The sequence below is a fragment of the Streptomyces sp. NPDC096176 genome (assembly GCF_044763255.1).
Taxonomy (GTDB): domain Bacteria; phylum Actinomycetota; class Actinomycetes; order Streptomycetales; family Streptomycetaceae; genus Streptomyces.
Genome location: NZ_JBIWFV010000005.1, coordinates 508,934 through 522,844, shown reverse-complemented (window position 1 = coordinate 522,844; position 13,911 = coordinate 508,934). Strand labels below are relative to the sequence as shown.

General features: G+C 70.0%; 12 protein-coding genes and 1 tRNA gene. 9 read left to right on the top strand and 4 right to left on the bottom strand.

Features of this window, described 5'->3' with window-relative positions; genetic code table 11:
• Window positions 1-59 precede the first annotated feature (59 nt).
• The gene (locus ACIQ7Q_RS17170) at window positions 60-749 is read right to left on the bottom strand and encodes a DUF461 domain-containing protein (protein WP_403861856.1); all 690 of its coding nucleotides are present in this window, start codon (window positions 747-749) and stop codon (window positions 60-62) included.
• Window positions 750-1,346: 597 nt separating this feature from the next.
• On the opposite strand from ACIQ7Q_RS17170, the gene ACIQ7Q_RS17165 reads away from it, so the two are divergent.
• The 6 genes from ACIQ7Q_RS17165 (at window position 1,347) to ACIQ7Q_RS17140 (ending at window position 7,824) form a co-directional block, all read left to right on the top strand.
• Window positions 1,347-1,829, top strand: coding sequence for a CarD family transcriptional regulator (locus ACIQ7Q_RS17165; RefSeq protein WP_003953493.1), 483 nt, complete (start codon window positions 1,347-1,349; stop codon window positions 1,827-1,829).
• 323 nt (window positions 1,830-2,152) lie between these two features.
• Window positions 2,153-2,890, top strand: coding sequence for a 2-C-methyl-D-erythritol 4-phosphate cytidylyltransferase (gene ispD / locus ACIQ7Q_RS17160; RefSeq protein ID WP_403861853.1), 738 nt, complete (start codon window positions 2,153-2,155; stop codon window positions 2,888-2,890).
• Window positions 2,880-3,383, top strand: a complete 504-nt coding sequence (gene ispF / locus ACIQ7Q_RS17155) for a 2-C-methyl-D-erythritol 2,4-cyclodiphosphate synthase (RefSeq protein ID WP_403861851.1) — start codon at window positions 2,880-2,882, stop codon at window positions 3,381-3,383. The genes ispD and ispF overlap by 11 nt, the downstream gene beginning before the upstream one ends.
• Before the next feature lie 133 nt (window positions 3,384-3,516).
• The gene (gene cysS, locus ACIQ7Q_RS17150) at window positions 3,517-4,914 is read left to right on the top strand and encodes a cysteine--tRNA ligase (protein WP_403861848.1); all 1,398 of its coding nucleotides are present in this window, start codon (window positions 3,517-3,519) and stop codon (window positions 4,912-4,914) included.
• Window positions 4,915-5,032: 118 nt separating this feature from the next.
• Window positions 5,033-5,983 carry a 23S rRNA (guanosine(2251)-2'-O)-methyltransferase RlmB gene (gene rlmB, locus ACIQ7Q_RS17145; protein ID WP_356631530.1) on the top strand — a complete coding sequence of 317 codons (951 nt, stop codon included), beginning with the start codon at window positions 5,033-5,035 and terminating at the stop codon, window positions 5,981-5,983.
• A 173-nt stretch (window positions 5,984-6,156) separates the two neighbouring features.
• On the top strand, window positions 6,157-7,824 hold the full coding sequence (locus tag ACIQ7Q_RS17140) for a DoxX family protein (RefSeq protein ID WP_403861845.1): 1,668 nt from the start codon (window positions 6,157-6,159) through the stop codon (window positions 7,822-7,824).
• Window positions 7,825-7,954: 130 nt separating this feature from the next.
• Here the strand turns inward: ACIQ7Q_RS17140 and ACIQ7Q_RS17135 are convergent, their stop codons facing one another.
• The 3 genes from ACIQ7Q_RS17135 to ACIQ7Q_RS17125 all read right to left on the bottom strand — a co-directional run bounded on the left by ACIQ7Q_RS17135 (window position 7,955) and on the right by ACIQ7Q_RS17125 (window position 10,669).
• Window positions 7,955-8,677, bottom strand: coding sequence for an NDP-sugar synthase (locus tag ACIQ7Q_RS17135; protein ID WP_403861842.1), 723 nt, complete (start codon window positions 8,675-8,677; stop codon window positions 7,955-7,957).
• A gap of 220 nt (window positions 8,678-8,897) precedes the next feature.
• Window positions 8,898-9,320 carry a hypothetical protein gene (locus tag ACIQ7Q_RS17130; RefSeq protein ID WP_403861839.1) on the bottom strand — a complete coding sequence of 141 codons (423 nt, stop codon included), beginning with the start codon at window positions 9,318-9,320 and terminating at the stop codon, window positions 8,898-8,900.
• A gap of 221 nt (window positions 9,321-9,541) precedes the next feature.
• Window positions 9,542-10,669 carry an ABC transporter ATP-binding protein gene (locus ACIQ7Q_RS17125; protein ID WP_403861836.1) on the bottom strand — a complete coding sequence of 376 codons (1,128 nt, stop codon included), beginning with the start codon at window positions 10,667-10,669 and terminating at the stop codon, window positions 9,542-9,544.
• A 176-nt stretch (window positions 10,670-10,845) separates the two neighbouring features.
• On the opposite strand from ACIQ7Q_RS17125, the gene ACIQ7Q_RS17120 reads away from it, so the two are divergent.
• From ACIQ7Q_RS17120 to ACIQ7Q_RS17110, 3 genes are all read left to right on the top strand, one after another.
• Window positions 10,846-10,922, top strand: a tRNA-Thr gene (locus ACIQ7Q_RS17120).
• Between the two features lie 430 nt (window positions 10,923-11,352).
• Complete coding sequence (locus ACIQ7Q_RS17115; RefSeq protein WP_403861833.1) at window positions 11,353-11,577, top strand: cold-shock protein; 225 nt, start codon at window positions 11,353-11,355, stop codon at window positions 11,575-11,577.
• Between the two features lie 191 nt (window positions 11,578-11,768).
• Window positions 11,769-13,886, top strand: a complete 2,118-nt coding sequence (locus ACIQ7Q_RS17110) for a restriction endonuclease (RefSeq protein WP_403861830.1) — start codon at window positions 11,769-11,771, stop codon at window positions 13,884-13,886.
• Window positions 13,887-13,911: the final 25 nt, after the last annotated feature.

Sequence of the window (13,911 nt, the reverse complement as noted above, 5' to 3'; positions counted from 1 at the left end):
AGAAACAAGAGGGCGCCCGCCGGATACCGGCGGGCGCCCTTTTCGCTGCTTGGGAGAGGTCAGTGATCCGCCTCGTGCGAGGCGGAGGCCTCGTCGGACGGTTCGTCGGCCTCACTGCCTGCCGCCTCCGTGTCGCCAGGCCCGGTCGCCTCGCCGGCCGGGCTGCCCGACGGGGTGCCGGCGGGCGTGCCGGTCGCAGAGCCCGACGGCGTCGCCGTCGCGGACGGCGTCGGCAGCGCGCTCGGGCCGAAGTCCTTGAAGTAGTTCGTCGCCGGGACGACCAGCGCCTGCACCTTCACGTCGCCGGTCTCGCTGAAGCGGAAGACGACCTCGCGCACAGCGCCGTTGCTCAGACTCTGGTTGCCGCCCTCGACGACGGCGGACGCGTTGCCCTTCCCGCCGATGATCAGCCGGCCCTGCGCGGGGACGGTGACGGCCCCGGAGCCCTTGGCGGGGCTGAGCTTCACCTTGGCGTCGTAGTCCGGCAGCGTGATCGACTCGAGGGTCTGGGCCTTCGCGCCGTCGTTGAAGATCGTCAGCACGACTGCCGCCGGACCCTTGGCGTTCGCCTCGGGCTGGGTGACGACGTTGACGTTCTGCAGCTTGAGGCTGTCCACCGACGTCGCGGCGTTGTCCGGCTTCACGCCGAGTGTCTGCGCGTCGTTGCCCGCACCGCAGGCGGAGAGCGAGGCGATCGAGAAGACGACGGCAGAGCCCGCGAGGGCACCGCGTCGAAGGCTGCTGCTCACGGCGGCGGCTTCTCCTTCTGTGTACGGACTGGTACGGGAGGGGCGGGCCGGCGGCTGTCGTCGGCCAAGGGCCTGACGGCCCGCGCTCAGGTTACCGAGCCGTCGATCACGCCCCGCACCCGACCCGCCCCTTTGCCCGTGCGGCTGGTGCGAACTCTGCGGCCGGACCGTTCGCGCCTCCGCTCGGGTCTTCTGCTCCGCCTTCAGCGCGCGCCGTTCACATAACCGCAGTGATCAATTTCCGGGGTGGCCAGACATTCCTTGCGAATACCCGGCGGTGATCAATTCGGGATTCGTGGCCGTGTCCGTCCGTACGGGTGATCGGCGGCCGAACGGAGTACGGGAAGTTCACCGTCGGGAATCCGGCAAATCGGGACTTTCACCCTCCCTGGAGGGCGTTGTGCGGGGCGTAACGTACGCGTTTCCGTCCGCCCGCGCAGCCGCTCCGACCTGCGAATACCGCACTCCGCACGCCTTTCGCAGCACGTTCCTGTTGCTGTTGTCAAGCCCCGAGATATGCCCTGACCTGCGAAAACGCCATTCAGAACACGCTGTATCCGTGTTACCCTGGATAGCCACGGAAGGGGTACCTGTCACATGACGTTCAAGGTTGGCGACACCGTGGTCTATCCCCATCACGGGGCCGCGCTGATCGAGGCCATCGAAACTCGCCAGATCAAAGGCGTGGACAAGACCTACTTGGTGCTCAAGGTCGCCCAGGGCGACCTGACGGTTCGCGTGCCAGCGGACAATGCGGAGTTCGTCGGCGTACGCGATGTGGTCGGCCAGGACGGACTGGACCGGGTCTTCGAGGTGCTTCGTGCACCGTATGCCGAAGAGCCGACGAACTGGTCCCGTCGCTACAAGGCAAATCTCGAGAAGCTCGCCTCCGGCGATGTCATCAAGGTCGCCGAAGTGGTGCGTGACCTGTGGCGTCGTGAGCGAGAGCGCGGGCTGTCCGCCGGTGAGAAGCGGATGCTCGCAAAGGCGCGCCAGATCCTCGTCAGCGAGCTCGCCCTCGCGGAGAACACCAACGAGGACAAGGCCGAGGCTCTGCTCGACGAGGTCCTCGCGTCCTGACGCGCGATTGATCACCACGATTGATCATGATTAATGCCGCGGTGCCCGCTGGCATGCTGTGAATTCACTCGCGTGAGGTCCAGCCTGTCGCCGGGCGCTGCGGCATGTTCGTCGCCGTGGCTGCTGGCGTTGTGTGTCGCCCCTGCTTGGTCGTGCCTGCCCGGGCGGGTGTGTCCGAAACCTGCTGCTGATGCTTTGCTGTGCCGGGCCCGGGCGGCTGGCGCAGACCAGTCTCACGGAAGGGTCCGGTCAAGGCGTCGCGCCCGGCACGCTGTGGCCATACCCAAGTCGGCCGAGGAAACAAACCTGCCGGAGTGCAACCGATGTCAGACGAATCGCGCCACCACCGCACCGCCGTCGTGATCCCGGCAGCCGGCCGGGGAGTACGGCTCGGCCCCGGCGCCCCCAAGGCGCTCCGCGCGCTGAACGGCACGCCCATGCTCGTCCATGCCGTGCGCGCCATGGCGGCCTCCCGCGCGGTCTCGCTCGTCGTTGTGGTCGCCCCGCCCGACGGTGCGCCCGAGGTGAAGCGGCTGCTCGACGCGCACGCCCTGCCGGAGAGGACCGACTACCTCGTGGTGCCCGGGGGCCACTCGCGCCAGGAGTCCGTACGGCTCGGACTCGGGGCGCTGCCCGAGGGCATCGACACCGTCCTCGTCCACGACGCGGCGCGCCCGCTGGTGCCCGTCGACACGGTGGACGCCGTCATCGAGGCCGTACGGGACGGAGCGGTAGCCGTGGTGCCCGGGCTGCCCCTCGCGGACACCGTCAAGCAGGTCGAAGCGGCGGCGAAGGGCGCGCCCGAGCCCGTCGTCGCCACCCCCGAGCGCGCCACGCTGCGGGCCGTGCAGACACCACAGGGCTTCGACCGCGACACCCTCGTACGGGCTCATGAGACGGTCACCGAGAATGTCACCGACGACGCGAGCATGGTCGAGCAGCTCGGGCTGCCGGTCGTCCTCGTCCCAGGCCACGAGGAGGCCTTCAAGGTGACCCGGCCGCTGGATCTCGTACTGGCCGAGGCGGTACTCGCCCGGAGGAGGGCCAACGATGGCTTCTGAGCAGTTCCGCCTGCCGCTGGTCGGCATCGGTACCGACGTCCACGCCTTCGAGGAGGGGCGCGAGCTGTGGTGCGCCGGGCTGCTGTGGGACGGCCCCGACAGCGACGGGTACGGCCTCGCCGGCCACTCCGACGGTGACGTCGCCGCGCACGCGGCCTGCGACGCGCTCTTCTCCGCCGCCGGTGTCGGTGACCTCGGCGCCCACTTCGGGACGTCGCGGCCCGAGTGGTCCGGCGCGTCCGGCGTCACCCTGCTCGCCGAGGCCGCGCGGATCGTACGGGCCGCCGGTTTCGAGATCGGCAATGTCTCCATTCAGGTGATCGGTGTCCGCCCGAAGATCGGCAAACGCCGCGAGGAGGCGCAGAAGACCCTCTCCGCCGCTGTCGGCGCGCCGGTGGCCGTTTCCGGCACGACGACGGACGGCCTCGGCCTGACCGGACGGGCAGAAGGACTTGCCGCCCTCGCGACGGCGCTTGTCGTCAGGACCGACTGACAGCGGCCTCACTGACAGTGGCCTCACTGACAGCGGCCGGTGTCGCGTCCCCCCGTGGCCTTCGTCACCTTCGTGCCAGGCCCTGGCAGGAAACGGTCGCGGGGCACTACCACGCGCCCACTACCCTTGTTGCGTGACTATTCGCCTGTACGACACCAGCGCCCGGCAGATCCGTGACTTCGCCCCTCTCGTGCCGGGTTGTGTCTCGATCTACCTGTGCGGTGCGACCGTGCAGGCAGCCCCGCACATCGGGCACATCCGGTCCGGCCTGAACTTCGACATCATGCGCCGCTGGTTCGAATACCGCGGCTACGACGTCACGTTCATCCGCAACGTGACGGACATCGACGACAAGATCATCGCCAAGTCGGCTGAGCAGAACCGCCCCTGGTGGTCGATCGGTTACGAGAACGAGCGCGCGTTCAACGACGGCTACGAGGCCCTCGGCTGCCTCCCGCCCACCTACGAACCGCGCGCGACCGGTCATGTCACCGAGATGGTCGAGATGATGCGCGGCCTCATCGAACGTGGTCACGCCTACGAGGCCGACGGCAGCGTGTACTTCGACGTCCGCTCCTTCCCCGACTATCTGGCGCTGTCCAACCAGGACATCGACGATCTGCGCCAGCCCGCCGAGGAGGGCATCACCGGCAAGCGCGACCCGCGCGACTTCGCCATGTGGAAGGCGACCAAGCCCGGCGAGCCCGCCTGGGAGACCCCGTGGGGCCGCGGCCGTCCCGGCTGGCACCTCGAGTGCTCGGCCATGGCGCACAAGTACCTCGGTGCGGCCTTCGACATCCACGGCGGCGGCCTCGACCTGATCTTCCCGCACCACGAAAACGAGATCGCCCAGGCCAAGGCCTACGGCGACGACTTCGCCTCGTACTGGGTGCACAACGCCTGGGTCACCATGAGCGGCGAGAAGATGTCCAAGTCGCTCGGCAACTCGGTGCTCGTGAGCGAGATGGTCAAGAACTGGCGGCCCATCGTCCTGCGCTACTACCTCGGCACCCCGCACTACCGCTCGATGATCGAGTACAGCGCGGACGCGCTGCGCGAGGCCGAGTCGGCGTTCGCGCGTATCGAGGGCTTCATCCAGCGGGTCGTGGAGAAGGCGGGCCCCGTCGCCCCGGCCGCCGAGGTGCCGCTCGCCTTCGCCGAGGCCATGGACGACGACTTCGGGGTGCCGCAGGCCCTTGCCATCGTCCACACCACGGTGCGGCAGGGCAACAGCGCACTGGCAGCCGACGACAAGGAAGCCGCCGTCGCCCGCCTCGCCGAGCTGCGCGCCATGCTCGGCGTTCTCGGACTCGACCCGCTCGATGCACACTGGGGGGGCGAGAACGACCGCGGCGAGGATCTGCACGGCGTCGTCGACACACTCGTACGGCTTGTGCTCCAGCAGCGCGAGACGGCAAGGTCCCGCAAGGACTGGGCGACCGCGGACGCCATCCGCGACCAGCTCGGCCAGTCCGGGCTCGTCATCGAAGACAGCCCCGACGGTCCCCGCTGGACACTCGGCCCCCGCTGAGCACCACGCGCGATGTGCCGCCCGGGCGACCGGGCGGCACACTTCCATACGTAGACGTAACTACGTACATACTTTTGATCGAGTGAACGAGCTTCACGGAAACAGGTAGGTCTAAGTCATGGCCGGGAACAGCCAGCGCAGGAACCGCCGCACGTCCAACAAGAAGGGCGCGCAGGTCGGCAGCGGTGGCAAGCGACGCCGCGGCCTCGAGGGCAAGGGCCCCACGCCGCCCGCGTCCGCGCGCAAGGGGCACGTCAAGAACCGCGTCGCCAACGCCAAGGCGAAGCACTCGGCCCGCAGGCCCGTCGCCCGCCGCGGCGGCAAGGGGACGTCCGAGATGGTCGTCGGACGCAACCCCGTCTTCGAGGCGCTGCGTGACGGTGTGCCCGCTTCGACCCTGTACGTCCAGCAGTTCATCGACAACGACGAGAGGGTGCGCGAGGCGCTCCAGCTCGCCACCGGCCGCGGCAACATCAACATCATGGAGGCGCCGCGCCCCGAGCTCGACCGGCTGACGAACGGGCTCAACCACCAGGGCCTGGTGCTCCAGGTCCCGCCGTACGAGTACGCGCACCCCGAGGACCTGGCGGCCGCCGCCTTCGACGACGGCGAGGACCCCCTGATCGTCGCCCTCGACGGCGTCACCGACCCGCGCAACCTGGGTGCGGTCGTCCGTTCCGTCTCCGCCTTCGGCGGCCACGGTGTTGTCGTCCCCGAGCGCCGCGCCGCCGGCATGACGGCCGGCGCCTGGAAGACATCGGCTGGCACCGCCGCCCGCACGCCCGTCGCTCGCGCCACGAACCTGACCCGCGCCCTGGAGTCGTACCAGAAGGCCGGGCTGACCGTCGTGGGTCTCGCCGCCGACGGCGAGCACGAGGTCGGTGACCTCGAGGCGCTCGGCGGGCCGCTGGTGATCGTGGTCGGCAGCGAGGGCAAGGGCCTGTCGCGCCTTGTCGGCGAGACCTGCGACTACCTCGTCCGCATCCCGATGCCGGGCGGCGCGGAGTCCCTGAACGCCGGTGTCGCGGCGGGTGTGGTGCTCTACGAGGCGGCCAAGCGGCGCGCCTGACGGCGCAGCCGGACCGGTCGGCGAGCGCCGGGCCGAGGTGCGTGATTTCGGCCGTTTCTGGTGGACGTTTCGGACGGCCATGGGGTGCAAAACGGTCGATAAGGAGCGCTTGACGGGTCTCGGACAGATCGGGCCCGTCACGGCCGTGCCCTAAACACACGTCACTCGGTTAGATGAGTGTGGACACCAGAACGCCCCGGTCCGGGTTCGATGATCAGCCTGCGCTGAGCATGGTCAAGGTGGACTGCGATCCCGCGCAGGTCATCGTCAGCCACGCCAGCTTCCGGGTGCAGCTCGCCCAGAGCCCGCGCCCCGCACGTGCCCTGGCGAACTCCGCACGTCTCGCCCCGCTCGCCGACTCCGGCCCGGCGGGCCGGCGCAGGGCGCCCGTCGTGTGGAGCGGCAGGTCGGCCCCCGGGGACTCGGGCGCGACCGGACTGCTCCAGGCCGTACGCAACTCCACCCTGGAACACGACACCTACAGCGCGGGCGCCACCCAAGTCATCCCGCGCATCGAGCTCGACGAGACGGTGGAGGGGGCCGCGGTCACCGCACCGGGCGGCCCCGGCCACCGGGACCGGCCGCTGCTGCCGCCCATGCGCCAGGCGGTCGGCGCCTACGACTCCTGTCCGCCGTACGACCAGCCGTCCGCAGGCCGGCCGTCCTCCGGCCACCCGCCCTACGACACGGCGGCGTACGACGCCGGCACGTACGACGTGGACCCCTACGGGGAGCCGTACGACGACGAGACCCCAGGCCGGTCCCGTGAGGAGCTGCGCGCACCGCAGCGTCACGGCGCGGACTCCGTACGGCACGCCTACTACCCCGGCCGCCGCATGAACCTCGGCGTGGTGCTCCTGCCGCTGCGCCTGCTCCTCGGCTTCACCTCCATCTACGCCGGCATGGGCAAGCTCTGCGACCCCGTCTACTTCGACGGCGGCGACCGGGGCTCCATGGTCAAGTGGCTCAACTCCCTGAACCCATGGGCCCTCGGGGAGCCGCTGCGCGACTTCGCGGTCGGTCACCCCGTCGGCGCGGGTCTCACCGTCGCCTTCCTCCAGGTCATCGTCGGTGTCCTGACCGTTCTCGGCCTGTGGCAGCGCGTCGGCGCGGCCGTCGGCGCGTTGCTGTCCGCCGCGCTGATCCTGACCGTGAGCTGGAAGAGCGTCCCCGTCTACGACACGCCGGACGTCATCTATCTCGCCGCCTGGTCCCCGCTGATCATCGCGGGCGCGCCCGTCTACTCGATCGACGGACGGCTCGCCGGTGAGGCCTGGCGCACGCTCGGGCCCCGGTCCGCCCTGTGGGACCTGCGCAGGCGCGTCCTGCGGCGCGGCGGTCTCGTCGCCGCCGTCGTCGTCGGACTCGCCATGCTCGTGGGCTCGATTCTCGGCGGCGCCGTCCGCTCCACCGAGATGGTCACCGTGCCGGGACCGAACGGGAATCCGACGAACCACCTGCCGGGTGCCCCGCTGCCCAAGGAGGCCGGCGGCGAACGCGGTTCCTCGGGTGCGCGGAAGGACAAGCCCTCCCCGTCCGCCAGCCGCGCCTCGCAGAAGCCGAAGGAGGCGGCGTCCGAGCCCGCGGAGGAGACCGTCCGGGAGACCGGGCCGGTCGCCGGTACGCCCAGCCAGACTCAGGGCACCGGCCAGCAGCCGCCCACCGGCTCCCAGCCTGCCCCGCCGCCACCGTCCGGCACCACGGGCCCGACCTCGACGGGCGGCAGCAGCTCCGGCGGCACCACCGGCGGCGGCTCGACGGGCGGCTCAGGAGGCTCCGGCGGCAGCACCGGAGGCGACGGCTCCGAGGGCGGCGGTGTGATCGGCGGCCTGCTGGGCTGAGCAGTCGGTCCCGCGACGACGCGAGGAGGGGCGGCCACCGGATTCCGGTGGCCGCCCCTCCTGTTCTTCAGCCGCGCCGGTGGCCGCGCCGGTGGCCGCGCCCTTGGCTGCGGCTTCAGCGGCGGCTTCCTCAACGCAGCTTTGCGTCCAGCTCCTTGGCCGCCTCGGTGAGGTCCTTGGCGGTGTCGATGGCCCGCCAGTAGGCGCCGTTCGGCAAGGGGAAGCCCGCCAGCCGGCGCTCACGGGCCAGCCGGGGAAAGGTCGTTCGCTCGTGATCGCCCACGTCGGGCAGCAGCTTCTTGAACTCCGAGGAGAAGACGTACACGCCCGCGTTGATGAGGTACGGCGAAGGCGGCGACTCGATGAAGTCCGTGATGTGCCCGAAGGCGTCCGTCTCGACGGCGCCCCAGGGGATGCGGGGCCGCGCGAGCGCGAGGGTCGCGGTGGCGTCGCGCTCGGCGTGGAAGGCGGCCATCTCGCGGAGCGAGAAACGCGTCCAGATGTCGCCGTTGGTCGCGTACCAGGGCTGGTCCTGGTGCGGCAGCCCGGCGGCGGCGTACTTCAGACCTCCGCCGCGGCCCAGGGGCTCCGTCTCCACGACGGTGGTGACGCGCAGGGGCAGCACCGCGCTGTCCAGCCACTCCTGGAGGACGTCGGCGAGATGCCCGCAGGACACCACGGCGTCGGTCACGCCCTCTTCCGCCAGCCAGGCAAGCTGATGGCCGATGATCGGGGTCCCGGTGCCGGGGATCTCGACCATCGGCTTGGGGCGGTCGTCGGTGTACGGGCGCAGCCGCGAGCCCTGGCCGCCCGCCAGGACCACGGCCTGCGTCGGAAACGTAGGCGTTTGCATGCCGTGAACGATATGCGGGCCGCAGGGCGCGGCGTGTCCCGGCTCCGCGCGTAGGGAGCGGGAGCCGGCGCCCACACCCTCCGGGGCCGGCTCCTACGGCTCTCGCGAGCCCGGCAGCGGCGCCGGTCCGCACGCTCCCGGGTCGGGCTCTGCCGGCTCTCGCGAGCCTGGCAGCGGCCCCAGGGGCCTTCCGAGCCCCGTACCGGGCCGGGAGCCGTCCTTACGAGCCCTGGGCCTGCTGGGAGACGCCGGTGGCGAAGGACGTGTCGCAGACGGGCCGGGAGAAGGTCTGGGCGCGCGTCGGCCCGTAGAGGTCCACGGCGGCGCGGCCGAGGGCCCGCGCGATGGACATGCAGTGCTCGGCGAGCGACGGCCGTGCCTCGACCTCGCGCTGGAGCTGGGTGAGCGCGGCACCCGGGTCCTTCGCCTGCAGCTCGGTCAGCAGCCGGTCGCGCAAAATGTCCTGCGGAGCACGGGACTTCGCGCGCACGGAGACGTTCTCCGAGGAGGCGGTGAGCATCTGCGACTCGGTGGCCTGCCCCGCCCACGGGACGGCGGTGACCGCCAGGGTTCCGGAGAGCACCATGACGACAGGCAGAACGAGGGCGAAAGTGCGGCCGATTCGGCGGGCTGTGTGGGTCACGCGAGCGAGCGTAGCGGTCAGTGATGATTGGGCGACATTTAGTCACCCACGTGAGGGACGGTTCGAGGGTTCTTTTCGAATCGCGTGTTGACGCCGGGTGGCGCACTGTCCCAAATGCCCCTGTGTGTCGGGGGTATTTGTTCTTACCTGAAAAGCCGGGCTCCGCGCCGAAGTGCGGGCCCGGCCTCTCGTTGGCCGCTGTGCTCGGTCGACTACTGCGCTCAGCCGCTGAGTCGCTCGCCCGTCGAGGTCGAGAAGACGTGGAGCTCGCCGGCGCGCGGCACGACGTGCAGCTCGCTGCCCTTGTCCGGGACGGAGCGGCCGCCGACGCGGACGACGAGGTCCTTGTGCTCCCCGCCGACCTGGGCGGAGCCGTAGACGTAACCGTCGGCGCCGAGCTCCTCGACGACGTTCACGGCCACGGCGAGGCCGGCCGGGGCGTCCTTGGAGAGCGTCTTGGCGTCGCCGCCGCCGTGCTCGACGACGTCGAAGTGCTCGGGGCGGACGCCGACCGTGACGGTCGTGTCGCCCTTGTCGGCGGCGGCGGAGAGGGCCTCGCGGGAGACCGGGACGACGCTGTTGCCGAACTTCACGCCACCGTCGGTGATCGGCACCTCGACCAGGTTCATGGCGGGGGAGCCGATGAAGCCGGCGACGAAGAGGTTGGCCGGGCGGTCGTACATGTTGCGCGGCGAGTCGACCTGCTGAAGCAGGCCGTCCTTCAGCACGGCGACACGGTCGCCCATGGTCATGGCCTCGACCTGGTCGTGCGTCACGTACACGGTCGTGATGCCGAGACGGCGCTGGAGGGAGGCGATCTGCGTACGCGTCGAGACACGGAGCTTGGCGTCGAGGTTCGACAGCGGCTCGTCCATGAGGAAGACCTGCGGCTCACGCACGATGGCGCGACCCATCGCGACACGCTGCCGCTGACCACCGGAGAGCGCCTTCGGCTTGCGGTCCAGGTACTCGCTGAGGTCGAGGATCTTGGCGGCCTCTTCGACCTTCTTGCGGATCTCGCTCTTGTTGACGCCGGCGATCTTGAGGGCGAAACCCATGTTGTCGGCGACGGTCATGTGCGGGTAGAGCGCGTAGTTCTGGAACACCATGGCGATGTCCCGGTCCTTGGGCGGCAGGTGCGTGACGTCGCGGTCGCCGATCCGGATGGATCCGCCGTTGACGTCCTCGAGACCCGCGAGCATGCGCAGGGAGGTCGACTTGCCACAGCCGGAAGGCCCGACGAGTACGAGGAATTCGCCGTCCTCGGTCTCGATCTCGAGCTGGTCGACGGCGGGCTTGTCGGAACCCGGGTAGATCCGGGTCGCCTTGTCGAACGTGACAGTAGCCATGCTGATGTGTCTCCTTCACCGGCAGGAACGTGCCGGACGATCCGAGTAAGGGAGTGGTGTAGTCCAACGGTGTGAACCTGCGGTGACGCTACCCGGCCATATGGCATCTGTCAGCAGTTCACGTCCGACCAATTTTCGACCGCGCCGGCCCGATGGTTGGTTACACTGCTCTGGCTGCCTCCTTAGCTCAGCTGGCCAGAGCACCGCTCTTGTAAAGCGGGGGTCGTCGGTTCGAACCCGACAGGGGGCTCCAGCGAAAGACCCCCAGCCGATCATGGCTGGGGGTCTTTGACATCCACGTCTGACGTCTCAACGGGGTGGTCACTCACGGCCGGGCCGCCGCTTGAGTGGTTGCGCACCGTGCCGGGCATCGTGGGGCCGGTGCGCCTATCCGGGTCACTTCCGGACGTCCCCCGAGCGAGGGACCCCTCGGTGGGGGTAGGCCGTTGCGCGCAAGGTGACCTTGGGATCCATACCGATCCGGGGCCGAAGAGTCCCTCAAGCGGGCGGGGACTTCGTAAGGGACAACCTCGCGTCGCTGCTCCTCAACCGTCCTCAGGTCACGGCCTGCCCGGTTGTGGCTGCTGGGTAGCGACCTGCGACGTGGGCCACTGGATCCCAACTGCGGAGTTCCCGTTATTTGTGCCCGTGCCGACGCCGGAACGCCCGTAGGGTTCCGTTTCATGGTGACTGCAACAGTCCGCGAGTGGCGCGACGAGGAGGGGTGGGGCGTCCTCGACTCCCCCGAGACCCCCGGCGGGTGCTGGGGTCACTACTCCAACATCCAGATGGCCGGGTTCCGCACGCTGTCGTCCGGACAGCAGGTCGACCTCGTCTGGGAAGCTCCCGGCTTCAAACAGGACGGGTACGACTACCGCGCGGTGAGCATCGTCCCTCGGCGCGCTTGACATCAGCGGCTGACATCAACGGGGCGGACGCAGGTGGTGTCGGGCGGCCGTCGGCGCACCATCCAGGGGCCGCGCCCTGTGCGAATTCGAGCCGGTACCAGCTCCGCGGAAAGTGTGACCAGAATCCCTTCTGTCCGCGAGACTTGGGTGTTGCGGGGGTGTTCGTGTGTACCTGGGGAGGGGTGCGTCGGATGGGGCGACGTTCGGGTGGGTTGATCTCGGCGTGGGCGGAGGTGCAGCGGCAGCAGCAGCGGCAGCGGGAAGCGCAGCAGATGGCAGTGGTGCGTCAGCAGCGGCAGCAGGAACGCCGGCAGCGTGAGCATGCGCGGGACATGGCCCGGATGCACCGTGAGCAGCGAGCCGCGTACCGGAGTCGGCGGGAGCAGGAGGCCCTGCTCCGTTCGCAGGAGATCGACGCGCAGGTCGCGGTGCTGGAGGGGCTTCTTGCCGAAGGGTGCGGGGCGGCTCCGTTCCGGGTGGAAGTGCTCCGCCAGGAGGAGCGCGTCGAACCGTTTGCGCCGGGGGCGCTGGCCCAGCCGGTCGTGATGCCGGACCCTGCCCGGTACCGGGCGGACGGTGGCGCGTGGACCGCTGCCGGGAGGGCGCAGGCCGAGCAGCAGGCGCGGGCGCGCTTCGAGCGGGACTGGTACGCGGCGCAGGCGGCAGAATCACGGAGGCTGGCGGACCTCGGGGCGTACCGGCAGCAGTACGAGGCTTGGGCGTCGGCCCGCCTGGCGGAGATCAGGACGCACAACGCGGGCATTGAGGACATGTCCCGGGCGCTGCGCGCGGGAGAGCCGGACACGGTGGTGGAGTACTTCTCGGCTGCCCTTTACGCGTCGTCCGCTTGGCCGGACGGGTTTCCGCGCCAGGTGTCTGCCGCGTACGACCGGTCTGCCCGGCACCTCGTGCTCGACTGGGAGCTGCCGGCCTACCAGGTGGTGCCGGAGGCCAAGGGAGTGCGCTATCTGGTGGGAACGGACCAGGAGAAGGTGGTCCAGCGGCCTGCTGCGCAGCGGCGTGCGCTGTACCGCGACGTCCTGGCGCAGAGTGTGCTGCTGGCGGTGTGCGAGTTGTTCGCAGCCGACGAGCAAGGGGTTCTGGACGGGGTCACCCTCAACGGCTTCGTCGACGACGTGGACCCGGCGACCGGCCGCGCCGGTCGGGTGGTCGTTGCCTCTTTGGCCGTGGACCGTGCCCAGTTCCAGCAGGTGAATCTTGCCCTCGTCAGCGCGGTGGAATGTCTGACGGGCGGACTCGGAGGGCACCTGTCGGGCCGTCCCGACCAGCGGACCCCGGTGAGTCCGCTCCGCATCCCCACACAGGTCGGCTCCGGGGTGGTGTCCCATGGGGGCGGCGAGGAACCGGACCTTCTGGCCATGGACCCGATCGCGTTCGAAGGGCTCGTGGCCGAGCTGTTCCGTGCCCGCGGGTTCCAGGCGATGACCACGCAGCGATCGAACGACGGCGGCGTGGACGTGGACGCCGTCGATCCCGACCCCATCAGCGGCGGGAAGATCGTCGTGCAGGTGAAGCGGTACCGCAGGACGGTTCCGGTAGCTGCGGTGAGAGAACTTTTCGGCACTGTGCAGGCCAGCGGGGCCAATAAGGGTGTGCTGGTGACCACGTCGGGTTTCGGCCCCGGGGCGTACACGTTTGCCAACGGCAAGCCTCTGACTCTCGTCTCGGGCGCGGAACTGGTCGAACTGCTGCACACCCACGGTTTGCGCGGTCGGCTCGGTGACAGGTCGGTTCCCGCGCCGGTGAGCCCGGAGCCTGCGGCGGACACGGAACCGGAGCCTGCTGACGACGACACCTTCGAGGAGGACTTCAACGTCCTCGGCATGTCGTGGTCCGGCGGGGTGGCGTTGGACGTCTGCGCCCTCGTCTGCTCGGGCGGGCGGGTGCTCGCTGATGACTATTTCGTCTTCTTCAACAATCACGCGACACCGGAGGGCTCGGTGCGGATGCTCGGGCCGTTCGCCGGTGACCGGGCGGCGGTCCGGGTGGCGTTCGACGCGCTTCCGACGGCGGCCGACCGCCTTGTGCTGGTGGCCGCCATCGACCCCGAGGTGAATCCGGACGCCGATCTGGAGAGCTTCACGGACGCCGGCATCCGATTGCGCGACGCCTCCGGAGCGGAGCTGGACCGCTTGGTCGTGTCGGACGGACGGCCTGGTGAGACGGCCCTGGTGCTGGGGTCCTTCCGGCGGCGGGCTTCTGGGGACTGGGACTTCGTGCTGGGCGGCAAGGGGTACGTCGGCGGGCTGGAGGAACTGGTCGGAGACTTCGGGATCGAGGTGGCATGACCCGTCCCTGCCTGGCGGCTCCCGG

What these genes read in the sequence shown, in the direction of transcription:
- ACIQ7Q_RS17165 (WP_003953493.1), top strand. Translation starts at nt 1,347, where the DNA reads ATGACGTTCAAGGTTGGCGACACCGTGGTCTATCCCCATCACGGGGCC.
- ispD (WP_403861853.1), top strand. Translation starts at nt 2,153, where the DNA reads ATGTCAGACGAATCGCGCCACCACCGCACCGCCGTCGTGATCCCGGCA.
- ispF (WP_403861851.1), top strand. Translation starts at nt 2,880, where the DNA reads ATGGCTTCTGAGCAGTTCCGCCTGCCGCTGGTCGGCATCGGTACCGAC.
- rlmB (WP_356631530.1), top strand. Translation starts at nt 5,033, where the DNA reads ATGGCCGGGAACAGCCAGCGCAGGAACCGCCGCACGTCCAACAAGAAG.
- ACIQ7Q_RS17140 (WP_403861845.1), top strand. Translation starts at nt 6,157, where the DNA reads ATGAGTGTGGACACCAGAACGCCCCGGTCCGGGTTCGATGATCAGCCT.
- ACIQ7Q_RS17135 (WP_403861842.1), bottom strand. Translation starts at nt 8,677, where the DNA reads ATGCAAACGCCTACGTTTCCGACGCAGGCCGTGGTCCTGGCGGGCGGC.
- ACIQ7Q_RS17125 (WP_403861836.1), bottom strand. Translation starts at nt 10,669, where the DNA reads ATGGCTACTGTCACGTTCGACAAGGCGACCCGGATCTACCCGGGTTCC.
- ACIQ7Q_RS17115 (WP_403861833.1), top strand. Translation starts at nt 11,353, where the DNA reads ATGGTGACTGCAACAGTCCGCGAGTGGCGCGACGAGGAGGGGTGGGGC.
- ACIQ7Q_RS17110 (WP_403861830.1), top strand. Translation starts at nt 11,769, where the DNA reads ATGGGGCGACGTTCGGGTGGGTTGATCTCGGCGTGGGCGGAGGTGCAG.